We start from the raw sequence: 12975 nt of genomic DNA, 5'->3' as shown, positions 1-12975 counted from the left end.
CCAGCCGAAGCTGAATCGAGGTTATTTGGCATTTGACAAGTGCACGCTGTTGAGTTCTCAAGGATCGGATGCTCCCACGACCCAGTCATCACAACCAGGCCCGAAGGGCAACTTCTCTATCTTAGCCATCCCGTCCCGCTTGTCAAATCAGCGCGCCGCGCGGATCTTGGATCCGCTGCGCAGCTCTTGACAGCCGCAGATGGGGTGGATCTCCCATCCTAGACGCAGGCGCCTGTTCTCACAAGTGAGTGGATCGGGAGGTGGTTCTCCGCTTGAGGGGGGTGAAGCTCTCGGCTCCTCCGCTTCCCTGTGGGGCGAACAAGTAATAAGTTACGTGGGTTCTGGGGTTCTGGCAAATCGGGCCACCACCCCCGGGCGTGTCGCCGCACCAGGTGGCAACACTTTTCCCAGTCCAGCGCCGGTATTCCGCCGAGATCGCCGCCACGAGTACGATCGCAGCGTGACCCAGCTGCCGAATCGCGCCCCCTCCGCTGCTCTGTTGGACCGCGTGTGGTCCGCCCTCGGGCTCGCGCCGGTGGAGGTCGATTCCGGCGCCCCCTTCGTTCACGCCGTGCCTCTCGAGTCGCGCCTCGCGACGGCGGATCTGGCCTGGGCGAGCGTTCGGGCCGTGTGTCTGGCGGCCGGCGTCGACTCCCTCCCCGACCCCGATCGCATCGCCGTCGCGTACCGGAGCGATCGGGTGCTCACCGTCGACGGACGCGCCCCCGATGTCTGGTCTCCGTACTCGGGATTCTTCCGGGCGTCCGACGGGTGGATCCGCACCCATGGCAACTACCCCCACCACGCGATGCGCCTTCTGACCGGTCTCGGGCTCGGAATCGACGCAGCGGGCGAAGACGTCCGAGCGGCCATCCTGACTCAGTCGGCCGCCGACGCTGTCGATCGGATCGTCGATGCGGGCGGACTCGCCGTGCCCGTGCTGCCGGAGAACCCCATCCACGACGCTCAGCTGCGGTCCGCTCCCCTGCTCCAGGTCGATCGGATGCCCTCCCCGAGCGGCGAGGAGCCGCGCCGGCGAGACGGCGACGATCGTCGTGCACCACTCACCGGCACCCGCGTGCTCGATCTCACCCGGGTGATCGCCGGTCCCGTCTGCACCCGCACGCTCGCACTGCTGGGAGCAGACGTGCTGCGCGTCGATCCCCCGCAGCTGCCCGAGCCCGAGTGGCAGCACTTCGACACCGGTCACGGGAAGCGATCGACGCTGCTCGACGCCGGAACCGAGCGTTTCGACCAGCTGCTCGCCGAGGCTGACGTCGTCGTCCTCGGGTACCGACCGGCAGCCCTCGCGCGACTCGGCCTCTCCGCATCCGCCCTGATCGAGCGGCACCCGAGTCTGGTGATCGCGGAGCTCAGTGCGTGGGGCGACGACCACCCCTCTCGCGCAGGGTTCGACAGTCTGGTGCAAGCGGAGTCCGGGATCGCCATGATCGAGACGCCGGACGGCGACCGCCCGGGGGTCCTCCCCGCGCAGGCCCTCGATCACAGTGCCGGGTACCTGCTCGCAGCCTCGATCATCTCGCTGCTCGAGCGGCGCCGTCGAGAAGGTGGTGGCTGGGTGGTGCGCACGTCGCTGCGTCGAATGGCCGCCGAGCTTCTCGGGATGCCACGGTCCTCGGGATCGCGATCGGTACCGGCGTCGGAGCGGGAACGGGTGCTGGACCTCGCCGCCCACACCGCGACGTTCGACGTCGCAGGGCAGACGATCACCACGGCACGATCGGCGCTTCCCGGCCTCGATCTCGCCGCCCCCCATCGCTGGGGATCCGATCAGCCGCGCTGGTGAATGCGCCGGAACACCGGCAGCGACAGACAGAGCACGAAAGTGAGCACACCCCACAGGGCGCACGCCGGCGGCAGCATCCGGTAGGCCAGATGCCGGTAGGTGAACTCCTCGGTGAACGGCCCGTAGCCGGCGTAGCCGAGGGCCCACGCCGTGATCAGCACCACGGGAAGTGACAGCCACCAGGCGATTCGGACGCCCGACGGCAGCACGCGATCCACTCGTTCGCGGGGAACAGCGCGGTTCACCCGGAGAATCCCCCAGATACCGATCACGAGCAGGCCGATCACGCTCGAGCCGTACTGCAGCCACTTGTATCCGATGAACGGCCCCCACACATCGTCGAGCGCGGGAAGCACATCGACGCCCCAACGCCCCTCGTGCGTGAAGAGATCCCAGACGATGTGCGACAGCACTCCCAGCACCAGCGATGCCGCGAGCATCGCCGGGTACAGCCGATCTCGAGCACCGACGCCGACGGCGGCTCGGGCCGCTTCGACGCCGGACTGCGACCAGTCGACAGGAACCCGGCGAGCCAGCCAGAGCGGAGAGAGCTCACCGACGGCCGGGCGCAGCACGACGCGCCACAGCAGGAACAGCACGAAAGCGACCAGCGCGGTCCACACGACGTTGCCGAATGAGTGGGTGAACGAGTACGGCAGGCCGACCCCGCGGATGAACAGCGGAAGGTCGGGCGTCATGGCGCCGATCGCGATCGCAGCGGGCACGAGCGGCGTGCGGATGAACGGGAGGGCGACCACTGCATGACTCGGCGTGAACGGCATCGGCAGGCTCCTGTCGAGTGTGAACGGTGGAAGCGTGACGGCGGCCGTCCGAGGACTCTCAGACGACCGCCGTCAGGCGATCAGGGTCGGATGTTCACGCGAGGAAGACACCTGCGAGGGTCTTCTTGCCGCGACGGAGCACAGAAACCCCACCGGGCAGAGATCCCTTGACGGTGGCTGCATCGTCTTCCACACGCGATCCGTCGAGCGACACTCCACCCTGGCTGATCGCGCGTCGCGCTTCGGACGAGCTGGAGACCAATCCCGTGGCGACGAGCGCATCGACCACCGATGACCCGGAATCGACCGTCGCGTTCGGCAGCTCTTCGAGCGCCGTGCGCAAGGTCGACGCGTCGAGGGCAGTCAGGTCGCCCTGTCCGAACAGGGCCTCGGATGCCGCGATCACCGCAGCGGCCGCATCGATGCCGTGCACGGTGGCGACGACCTCGAGCGCGAGACGCTTCTGTGCGGCGCGACGGAAGGGCTCGGACTCGACCAGCGCCTCGTACTCCTCGATCTCGGCGCGGGTGAGGAAGGTGAAGACCTTCAGCCTGCCGATCACGTCGGCATCCGCGGTGCTCAGCCAGAACTGGTACATCCGGTACGGACTGCACATCTCGGGGTCGAGCCAGATGGCGTTCCCCTCGCTCTTGCCGAACTTGGTCCCGTCGCTGTTCGTGATCAGCGGTGTGCCGATCGCGTGCGCCGACGCACCCTCGGCACGACGGATGAGGTCGGTGCCGCTGGTCAGGTTCCCCCATTGGTCGGAGCCGCCGGTCTGCAGGACGCAGTCGTACTGACGGTAGAGCTCGAGGAAGTCCATCCCCTGCAGGATCTGGTAGCTGAACTCCGTGTAGCTGATGCCCTCGTCGGAGTTCAGTCGCGCGGCGACCGCATCCTTCTTGAGCATGGTCCCGACGCGGTAGTGCTTGCCGATCTCCCGCAGGAAGTCGATCGCCGACAGCGGCGCCGTCCAATCGAGATTGTTGACGATGCGGGCGGCGTTCTCGCCCTCGAAGCTCAGGTAGCGCTCGACCTGCGTCCGCAGGCGTCCCACCCACTCCTCGACGGTCTCGCGAGTGTTGAGCGTGCGCTCGGCCGTGGGGCGCGGGTCGCCGATCAGACCGGTGGAGCCGCCGACGAGACCGAGCGGCTTGTGGCCGGCGAGCTGGATGCGACGCAACGTCAGCAGCTGCACCAGGTTGCCCAGATGCAGGCTGGGAGCAGTCGGATCGAAGCCGCAGTAATACGTGATCGGGTCCCCGGCGAGAAGGGCGCGCAGCGCCTCCTGGTCAGTGGACACGTGGACGAGGCCGCGCCACAGCAGTTCGTCCCACACGTTCTCGAACGTGGGGTCGATCGCCGGCGGGGCGGTCGTCAGAGCGGAATTCGACACGCGCCCCAGGCTATCAGCGGTGAGGGTCGGTGAATCGCCGGGCCGCCGTGGATCAGGTGTGTGCCGCCCACCACACGAGGAACGCCGCGCCCAACCCGATGACCCAGCTGACGAGACTGCCGACGAGGAAGTACTCGGCCCTGGCACCTGTCTCACCGTCGCGGGAGATCTCAGGGAAGCGCACGATCCCCTTCGCCGCCAGCATCGCGGCGAGGATCGGATACGCCGCAGCCAGGGTGAGCAGCATCACCAGGACGCGCTCGAGCGGGCCGATCAGTCGACCGCCCTTGAATCCCGCGCGCGGGTCGCGCAGAGCCGTGGCTTCATCCGGTCGGCCGGGCTTGTCCGCCATCGTGGCGTCGGTCGACTCCCTGCCGCCGATCGCGTCGCCGGGCGTGGTGGCCTCGGGCGCCGCAGGTTCCGCGTCGACCTCGTCGCGCATCGCCGATCGACGCAGTTCAGCCGGTCGCCAGGTGTGCTCACCGTCGAGCGCCGCGCGCACCACGAGGTTCGCCGACTCCAGGAGGAAGACCCCGGTGCCGAGCGTCAGGATCGCAAGATCGAACGGGACGTCGCCGAACGGTGAACGGAGGTTCCACACGGTGCCGATCAGGCCGGCATCAGTGCGCGCCCCCAGCCATACGACCGATCCGATGCTCACGAGACCGAGCAGCACCGCGGGCCAGAACCCGAGCGGTGCGCGGCGCTCCGACGGCATGCACCAGACCCAGATCGCTCCGACCACGAGCCCTGCGAGCATGGGCAGCAGCGCGTCGCTCACGCTGCCGAGCAGCAGGAACATCACGGCCACCGTCAGGTACCCGGCCCATCGATGCGGAGCGAACTGGCGGACGAGATCGGCGGATCCGACCGCGAGCAGGATGAATCCGGCGACGATCATGCGCTCGCTCCCCTCAGCGTGATCGCACCTTCGATGAGTGCGGCGCTGCCGGCGTTGCGCAACGACTTCGAGACGCTGGGCTGCGAGATGCCCTCTTCGGCGGCGAGGTCGTGCTGCGATCTGCCGACCATCCGTCCGTAGGTGAGGCGGCGCTCGCGCTCGTTCATGGCGCCGACCAGCTCGTCACGGACGAGGAGGTAGGCGTTCGATGCTGCGATCACGCTCTCCATGACCTCATCCTGCCCCGGGGCTCCGACAATCCAGATCCGGGTGCGCGGCACGGTGCGTGCCTCTCTCGCGTGGACGGTCTCGATCGCCGCGCGCGCCGCATACCACCCCGGCCCGTCGGCGAGCTCGCCGTGGACGGAGTCGACGGTGCGCACCTCGCCGATCCCGATGCCGAAACGGAAGGCGATGCCGTCGGGAAGAGCGAGCTGGATCATGAGAAGGGACACCATAGCGTCTTCGAGCCGAAGATAGACACCCTGCTGCTCATCCCCCACCGTGGGGGTGAGCGGGTGATGTGCCAGAGGCAGGTCGGCCTCCACCCGAGCGATCGTGTCATCGAGCACGCGCTGCGCCGCCGTGCGATCGTCGAGCTTGCGCGATCCCACGATGTCGGCGAGTACGGCGATGACCATGTGATAACCGTATCACGAATAACTGTTATTTATGCCCTATTAGGTTATATACTTGGAACATGCCTGAATCAGACATCATCCGGTGGGACGAAGGTTCCTGGACCCACTCACCCGCCGCACTCACCACGATCTCCGCCGACGGGGTCGAGCACCTGGACGTGACCGCCGCGGAAGGCAGCGACGCCTGGCGACACACGGCGTACGGATTCGTCCACGACACCGAGCACGCGCTGCTGGCTCCCCTGGCCGTGGGCGAGGCGATGGACGTCTCATTCCGCGCGCCATGGGACGGCCAGTTCGACCAGGCAGGAGTCTTCGTGCGCATCGACGACGAGCACTGGATCAAAGCGGGCATCGAGTACGCCGACGAGCACCTCGGACTCGGCGCCGTCGTCACCGACATCCGCTCCGACTGGTCCGTCGGATACGTCGACGACTGGCACGGCCGAGAGATCACCGTCCGCGTGAGCCGGTGGCCGGACGCGGTGATCGTGCGCGCACGCGCGGACGACGAGGACTGGCGACTGGTTCGCGTCGCTCCGTTCACCGGCGACGCCGCTGCATCCGCCGGCCCGTTCCTCGCCGGTCCGACGCGCGCGGGACTCGTCGTGCGCTTCACCCGGTGGACGAGGTCGACCGCCGACGTCGCGCTGCACTGAGGTGCCCCGCCGGTCGCCGCACATCGCGTCGACCGGCGGTGCACAACCGACTACAGGCCCAGGGCGTGCGCCGCAGCCTGGGCTCTGGCGACGAGCTCGGCACGCTGCTCGGCGACTCGGACGGGAGCCGTTCCCCCGGCTCCGGCGCGCGATGCCACGGAACCCTCGATCGTGAGAACCTCACGCACCTCGGGGACCAGATGCGGAGAGACCGAGAGCAGCAGCTCGTCGGAAGCGTCCTCGAGACCGATCCCCTGTTCTTCGCAGGCCCGCACGAGCGCGCCCGAGATCTCGTGCGCGTCGCGGAACGGCACCCGGCGCTTCACGAGCCACTCGGCGACATCGGTCGCGAGCGAGAATCCCTGGGGGGCGAGTGCCGCCATCCGCTCGGTGTCGAAGCGCAGCGTCGCGATCATGCCGGCGAACGCGGGAAGGACGACCTCGAGGGTCTGGACCGAATCGAAGACCGGCTCCTTGTCCTCCTGCAGGTCGCGGTTATAGGCCAACGGGAGGCCCTTGAGCGTCGCCATGAGCCCCGACAGATTGCCGATCAGGCGCCCCGACTTTCCGCGAGCGAGCTCCGCGATGTCGGGGTTCTTCTTCTGCGGCATGATGCTCGACCCCGTCGAGTACCCGTCGTGCAGCGTGACGAAGCCGAACTCACGTGTGTTCCAGAGGATGATCTCCTCGCTCAGACGCGAGATGTCGACACCCGTCATCGCCGCGATGAAGGCGAACTCGGCGACGACGTCGCGTGCCGCGGTGCCGTCGAGCGAGTTCTCCGCCGGTCGATCGAGTCCGAGTTCCGATGCGACCAGCGCAGGATCGAGTCCGAGGGTCGAGCCCGCGAGCGCTCCCCCGCCATACGGCGAGACGCCTGCGCGACGACGCCAGTCGACGAGACGCTCGAGCTCGCGCACGAGCGGCCAGCCATGGGCCTGGAGGTGGTGCGCGAGGAGCACCGGCTGCGCGTGCTGCAGATGCGTGCGGCCGGGGAGGATCGCGTCGGGGTGGGCCTCGGCCTGCGCGACGAGCGCGTCGATGACACGGAGGATGTCGCGCGCGATCACTCGAGCGTGATCGATCAGGTACATGCGCACGAGAGTGGCGATCTGATCGTTGCGGCTGCGTCCGGCGCGCAGGCGTCCGCCCAGTTCGGGACCGAGCTCGGCGATCAGCGCCTGCTCGAGCGCACCGTGCACGTCCTCATCGGAGGGGACGGGCTGCAGCGTGCCGTCGGCGACCTTGCGCGCCACGGCATCGAGCCCCTCATGCATCCTGGCCGCCTCAGCAGGTTCGAGGTAGCCGGCAGCCGCGAGCGCCGTCGCGTGCGCATGCGAGCCCGCGATGTCGTACGGGGCGAGGATCCAGTCGAAATGCGTCGATCTGCTGAGCTCGACGAGCTCGGGCGACGGCCCGCTCGCGAAGCGGGCGCCCCACAGTGCGCCTTCGTTCGTGCCTTCGTTCTTCGAGTCGACCATCACGCGTCCTTCTTGCCGAGCAGCCAGACGAGCAGGGCCTTCTGCGCGTGGAGACGGTTCTCGGCCTCATCCCAGACGACGCTCTGCGGTCCGTCGATGACCTCGGAGTCCACCTCGTAGCCGCGGTCGGCGGGAAGGCAGTGGATGAAGATGGCCTCGGAATCGGCGATCTCCATCGTCTCGGGGGTCACCTTGTAGCCGCCGAGATCGCGGATGCGCGCGAGCTTCTCCTCCTCCTTGCCCATCGACACCCAGGTGTCGGTGACCACCACGTCGGCGCCGGCCGCAGCCTCGACCGCATCCGTGAACAGCGTGATCGAGCCGCCGGTCTCCGCAGCCCGGCGGTCGGCCGCCTCGACGACGTCGGCGCGCGGGGCGTACTCCGCAGGTGACGCGATGCGCACATGCATGCCGGCAGTGACACCGGCCAGTGCGTAGGAGTGCGCCATGTTGCTCTGCCCGTCGCCGAAGAACGTCAGGGTCAGCCCCTTGAGCTCGCCCTTGTGCTCTCGGATCGTGAGCAGGTCGGCGAGCAGCTGGCACGGGTGGAAGTCGTCCGAGAGGGCGTTGACGACTGGCACCGTGGTGCCGGCGGCCATCTCTTCGAGCCCCGCCTGCGCATAGGTGCGCCAGACGATCGCCGCGACCTGGCGCTCGAGAACCCGCGCGGTGTCGGACGGCGTCTCCTTGCCGCCGAGCTGGCTGCTCGCGGTCGAGATGATCAGCGGCGTGCCGCCGAGGTCGGCGATGCCCACCGCGAAGGAGACGCGGGTGCGGGTGGACGACTTGTCGAAGATCACCGCGACCGTCTGGGGACCGGCGAGAGCCTTGTTCGCCCAGCGGTCCTTCTTCAGCTCGATGGCGAGATCGAGGATCTCCGCCTGCTCGGCGGGGGTCAGATCGTCGTCACGCAGCAGGTGGCGGGTCATGCGAGGGCCTTTCCGGATTCGGCGAGGGATGTCTGTACGTCAGCGAGCGAATCGGCGAAGAGCTTGCGGAACTCGGCGAGTTCAGCGTCTCCGATCGTGAGAGCCGGGGCGATGCGCACCGTCTCGGGGTTGGCTGCGTTCACGATGAGGCCGCGCTCCTGAGCGGCGGCGACCACGTCGTTCGCGACGGGGGCGCCGAGTGCCACTCCGATGAGGAGCCCTCGGCCACGCACTCCCGTGACGAGGGGCGAGTCGATGTCCGCGATGATCTGTCGGATCTCCTCGCCGCGACGCGCAGCGTTCTCGACGAGTCCGGCGTTCTCGATCTCGGTGAGCACGGCGTCGGCCACGGCGGTGGCCAGCGGGTTGCCGCCGAACGTCGATCCGTGCGAACCCGGCGTGAAGAGCGAGCTCGCCGCACCGTAGGTGACGAGAGCGCCGATCGGGAAGCCTCCGCCGATGCCCTTCGCGAGCGTGATCGCGTCGGGAGTGATGCCCTCGTGGCTGAAGCCGAACCAGGCCCCCGTGCGTCCGGCACCCGTCTGGATCTCGTCGACGATCAGCAGCGCCCCGTGCTTCAGCGTGAGCGAACGGGCGGCCTGCAGATAGCCGTCCGGAAGCTCGACCACGCCGGCCTCGCCCTGGATCGGCTCCACGATGACGGCGGCGACCCGGTCATCGATCGCGGCTTCCAGAGCCTCGACGGTCGCCGGGATGTGCTCCACTCCTCCGGGCATCGGCTCGAACGGCGCGCGCATCGCGGCCTTGGCCGTCAGCGCGAGTGACCCCATGGTGCGCCCGTGGAATCCGTTCTCGAGCGCGAGGATGCGCGGCTTGTCCGTTCCCCCGTGGAGTCGGGCGAGCTTGAACGCCGCTTCGTTCGCCTCGGCGCCGGAGTTCGAGAAGAACACGCGGCCGTCGATCCCGGCGCCCGCGAGGCGCTTCAGCCGTGCGGCGAGCGCGAGCTGCCAGGGCGTCGCGAAGTAGTTCGACACGTGCGCGAGAGTCGCGGCCTGTCTCGACACGGCCTCGACGAACACCGGGTGCGCGTGACCGAGCGAGGTCACCGCGATGCCGGCGAGGAAGTCGAGGTGGCGCTTGCCCTCGGAGTCCCAGAGGTAGGACCCCTCGCCTCGTGTCAGCATCGCCAGGCGCGGGCCCGCGTTGAGGACCAGATCGCTCGCTGCGTCATCCTGCCAGTTGCTCATGCGTTCATCCCTGCGCTTCCCAAGACCACTTCAGTTCCGATTCCCTTGCTGGTGAAGAGTTCGACGAGCACCGAGTGCGGCACGCGTCCGTCGATGATCGCGGCGGCATCAACGCCGCCTTCGATCGCATCCAGGCAGGCCTTCATCTTCGGGATCATGCCGGATTCGAGTGTCGGCAGCATCTCTATGAGAGCCTCCGAGGTGAGGTGCGACACGAGCGAGTCGCGGTTGGGCCAGTCGGCATAGAGCCCCGGCACGTCGGTGAGGATGACGAGCTTGCGAGCGTTGAGCGCCACGGCGAGGGCGGCCGCCGCGGCATCCGCGTTCACGTTGAGCGACTGGCCGGGGTGATCGAGGTCGGGCGCGATGCTCGAGACGACGGGCACGCGTCCCGCCGCGAGGTGATCGAGCACGGGCGTCGGGTCGACCTCCACGACGTCGCCGACGCGTCCGAGGTCGATCTCCTCGCCGTCGATCACGACACCGCGACGACGACCACCGAACAGGCCGGCGTCCTCCCCGCTCAACCCGGTGGCGATCGGACCGTGCGAGTTGATCTTCGAGACGAGCTGCGGGTTCACCTGGCCCGTGAGGACCATGCGCACGACGCTGATCGCCTCGGTGTTGGTGACCCGGTAGCCGCCCTTGAACTCGCTCGGGATCTCGAGTCGCTGGAGCATGTCGGAGATCTGCGGTCCGCCGCCGTGCACGACGACCGGCAGCACGCCGACGTAGCGCAGGTACGCGATGTCCTGTGCGAACGCCTCCTGCAGCTCGTCGGAGACCATCGCATTGCCGCCGTACTTGACGACGACGATCTGGTCGCGGAACTTCTTCAGCCACGGGAGCGACTCGATGAGCGTCGCGGCCTTCACGGCGGCGACGTCCGGGGTGGTGTCCTGAATGTCGGTCATGAGGCGTAGGCGCTGTTCTCGTGCACGTAATCGTGGGTGAGGTCGTTCGTGAGGATCGTCGCGGTGGCATCGCCGACCTTGAGATCGATCACGAGATGCGTGGCACGCGGAGTGAGGTCGACCTCCTCGCGCGGACGGTCGGGGCCGCCCTCGCTGCACACCCGGACGCCGTTCATCCAGACGTCGACGTCGTACGGGTCGAACTGGGCGTTCGTGGTGCCGATCGCTGCGAGCACCCGCCCCCAGTTGGGGTCGTTGCCGAAGATGGCGGCCTTGAAGAGATTGTTGCGCGCGACGGAGCGGCCGACCTCGACCGCCTCCGCCTCGGTCGCGGCGTGCTGCACCTCGATGGTGATGTCGTGGCTGGCCCCCTCGGCATCGCCCTGCAGCTTGACCGCGAGCTCCTGGCATAGCTCTGCCAGCGCGGCGGAGAAGTCCTTGAGGTCGGGCACCACCTCGGAAGCGCCGTTCGCGAGCAGTGTGACCTGATCGTTGGTCGACATGCATCCGTCCGAATCGAGGCGGTCGAACGTCGTGCCGGTGGCGAATCGCAGCGCCGCATCCGCCTCGAGAGGCTCGAGCACGGCATCCGTCGTGATGACGACGAGCATCGTGGCGAGCCCGGGAGCGAGCATGCCCGCTCCCTTGGCCATGCCGCCGATGGTCCAGCCGTCTCGGCTGACCACGGCGGTCTTCGACACGCTGTCGGTGGTCATGATGGCCTCGGCCGCGACATCGCCGCCGTCTGTCGACAGCTCGGCGATCGCCTGTTCGGTGCCCGAGAGGACCTTCGCGCGGAAGACCTCGTCTCCGACTCCGATGAGGCCGGTCGAGCACACGAGCACGTCGCCGGCGCCGACGCCGAGCAGCTCGGCCGCCTTCTCTGCGGTCTGGTGCGTCGTCTGGAAGCCGAAGCTGCCGGTGAAGCAGTTCGCGCCTCCGGAGTTCAGCACGACGGCCTCGACCACACGATCGGCGACGGCCTGCTGCGACCAGATGATGGGGTTCGCCTTGGCGCGGTTGCTGGTGAACACAGCCGCACCGACCTTGCGCGGGCCACGATTGACCACGACGGCGACATCGGGCTTTCCGGTCGATTTGAGACCTGCGGCGACTCCGGCCGCTTCGAATCCTGCGGGGGCGGTGACGCTCACGGCGCGACTCCGTTCACTGAGAGGGCGCGGGACTCGGGCAGCCCCAGCGCGAGGTTCATGGATTGGACGGCAGCGCCGGCGGTGCCCTTGACGAGGTTGTCGACCGCGGTGACCACCGTCACGCGGTTCGCCGCGCGATCGATCGCGAGACCGATCAGGGCGGTGTTCGCACCGAGGACATCGGCCGTGCGCGGGAACTGACCGGCGGGCAGCAACTGCACGAAGGTCTCGTCGCGGTAGGCGTCCTCCCAGGCGGCGCGGATCTCCGCATCGCTGACATCGCCGACGATCGGCGCGGTCGAGGTGGCGAGGATGCCCCGCGACATCGGAACCAGCACAGGCGTGAACGAGATGCGGATGCCGTCGGCTGGGGAGCCGGATGCCGCGGCGAGCGCCTGGCGGATCTCCGGGATGTGCCGGTGCGTGCCCCCGACCGCGTAGGGATTGGCTGTGCCGAGGATCTCGCCGGCGAGCAGGTTGGTCTTGAGGCTCTTCCCCGCTCCGGACGGGCCGACGGCGAGCACCGAGACGATGTCCCCCGCGTCGATCACCCCTGCGGCGACCCCGGGGGCCAGGCTCAGGCTCACGGTCGAGGCGTTGCAGCCGGGAGCGGCGATGCGCTTCGCCTCGCGCAGCCTCTCGCGCTGCTTGACACCGCCGACGAGCAGCTCGGGAACGCCGTAGGCCCACGGTTCGTGGAAGTCGCCGCCGTAGAACGCGTCCCAGGAATCCTGCGACGTCAGTCGGTGGTCCGCTCCCGCGTCGATCACGAGCGGCGTGTCGCCGAGCGCGTCGGTGTATTGCCCGGACTGCCCGTGCGGCAGAGCGAGGAAGACGATGTCGTGCCCGGCGAGCGTCTCGGGCGTGGTGTCCTGCAGGGTGAGGTGTGCGAGCGACCGCAGGTGCGGCTGATGCTGCACGAGCGGCTGACCGGCGTTCGAGTGCGCCGTCACCGTGCGGATCTCGATGTCGGGATGAGACGCGAGGAGGCGCAGGATCTCGCCGCCCGCGTAGCCGGATGCGCCGGAGACGGCGACGGAGTACGTCATTCTTCTACCTTAACGGTCGGACCCCTCGGCGAACGCGGGGTGGAGTGTCGGGAA

The 12975-nt window shown here is 68.4% G+C and carries 13 protein-coding genes; 3 read left to right on the top strand and 10 right to left on the bottom strand.

Going from position 1 to position 12975, the window contains the following annotated elements:
* Together ASE34_RS18220 and ASE34_RS16560 are read left to right on the top strand one after the other, a co-directional pair.
* The coding region (locus tag ASE34_RS18220) for a hypothetical protein (protein ID WP_235567520.1) at positions 1 to 190 on the top strand (190 nt) is incomplete at its 5' end.
* 270 nt (positions 191 to 460) lie between these two features.
* Positions 461 to 1807 (top strand): CoA transferase, encoded by a 1347-nt coding sequence (locus tag ASE34_RS16560; RefSeq protein ID WP_230101264.1) that lies wholly within the window; start codon positions 461 to 463, stop codon positions 1805 to 1807.
* Here ASE34_RS16560 and ASE34_RS16555 read toward each other — a convergent pair.
* The 4 genes from ASE34_RS16555 to ASE34_RS16540 all read right to left on the bottom strand — a co-directional run bounded on the left by ASE34_RS16555 (position 1792) and on the right by ASE34_RS16540 (position 5527).
* Complete coding sequence (locus ASE34_RS16555) at positions 1792 to 2589, bottom strand: DUF4184 family protein (RefSeq protein WP_056280191.1); 798 nt, start codon at positions 2587 to 2589, stop codon at positions 1792 to 1794. The genes ASE34_RS16560 and ASE34_RS16555 overlap by 16 nt on opposite strands.
* Before the next feature lie 94 nt (positions 2590 to 2683).
* Complete coding sequence (tyrS, locus tag ASE34_RS16550; RefSeq protein WP_082586687.1) at positions 2684 to 3985, bottom strand: tyrosine--tRNA ligase; 1302 nt, start codon at positions 3983 to 3985, stop codon at positions 2684 to 2686.
* A gap of 52 nt (positions 3986 to 4037) precedes the next feature.
* Positions 4038 to 4886: a hypothetical protein gene (locus ASE34_RS16545; protein ID WP_056280186.1), complete on the bottom strand. Its 849-nt coding sequence runs from the start codon at positions 4884 to 4886 to the stop codon at positions 4038 to 4040.
* Entirely contained in the window at positions 4883 to 5527 is a 645-nt protein-coding gene (locus ASE34_RS16540) for a SatD family protein (RefSeq protein WP_056280183.1), read from the bottom strand. The genes ASE34_RS16545 and ASE34_RS16540 overlap by 4 nt, the downstream gene beginning before the upstream one ends.
* A 59-nt stretch (positions 5528 to 5586) precedes the next feature.
* Here ASE34_RS16540 and ASE34_RS16535 point away from each other — a divergent pair, with 59 nt between their 5' ends.
* Positions 5587 to 6186, top strand: coding sequence for a DUF1349 domain-containing protein (locus ASE34_RS16535; protein WP_053096868.1), 600 nt, complete (start codon positions 5587 to 5589; stop codon positions 6184 to 6186).
* Between the two features lie 50 nt (positions 6187 to 6236).
* On the opposite strand, the gene argH is transcribed toward ASE34_RS16535, so the two are convergent.
* From argH to argC, 6 genes are read right to left on the bottom strand one after another with little or no spacing between them, the layout of a single operon-like run.
* Positions 6237 to 7667, bottom strand: a complete 1431-nt coding sequence (argH, locus tag ASE34_RS16530; protein WP_056280181.1) for an argininosuccinate lyase — start codon at positions 7665 to 7667, stop codon at positions 6237 to 6239.
* Positions 7667 to 8596, bottom strand: a complete 930-nt coding sequence (argF, locus tag ASE34_RS16525; RefSeq protein ID WP_056280178.1) for an ornithine carbamoyltransferase — start codon at positions 8594 to 8596, stop codon at positions 7667 to 7669. The genes argH and argF overlap by 1 nt, the downstream gene beginning before the upstream one ends.
* Positions 8593 to 9804, bottom strand: coding sequence for an acetylornithine transaminase (locus ASE34_RS16520; RefSeq protein WP_053096873.1), 1212 nt, complete (start codon positions 9802 to 9804; stop codon positions 8593 to 8595). The genes argF and ASE34_RS16520 overlap by 4 nt, the downstream gene beginning before the upstream one ends.
* Positions 9801 to 10718: an acetylglutamate kinase gene (gene argB, locus ASE34_RS16515; RefSeq protein WP_053096875.1), complete on the bottom strand. Its 918-nt coding sequence runs from the start codon at positions 10716 to 10718 to the stop codon at positions 9801 to 9803. The genes ASE34_RS16520 and argB overlap by 4 nt, the downstream gene beginning before the upstream one ends.
* Positions 10715 to 11872, bottom strand: coding sequence for a bifunctional glutamate N-acetyltransferase/amino-acid acetyltransferase ArgJ (gene argJ / locus ASE34_RS16510; RefSeq protein WP_056280175.1), 1158 nt, complete (start codon positions 11870 to 11872; stop codon positions 10715 to 10717). The genes argB and argJ overlap by 4 nt, the downstream gene beginning before the upstream one ends.
* Positions 11869 to 12921 carry an N-acetyl-gamma-glutamyl-phosphate reductase gene (argC, locus tag ASE34_RS16505; RefSeq protein ID WP_056280172.1) on the bottom strand — a complete coding sequence of 351 codons (1053 nt, stop codon included), beginning with the start codon at positions 12919 to 12921 and terminating at the stop codon, positions 11869 to 11871. Before argC ends, argJ begins: the two co-directional genes overlap by 4 nt.
* Positions 12922 to 12975: the final 54 nt, after the last annotated feature.

It is taken from the genome of Microbacterium sp. Root280D1, from assembly GCF_001428975.1.
Classification (GTDB): domain Bacteria; phylum Actinomycetota; class Actinomycetes; order Actinomycetales; family Microbacteriaceae; genus Microbacterium.
This window is presented reverse-complemented; position numbering and strand designations above follow the sequence as displayed.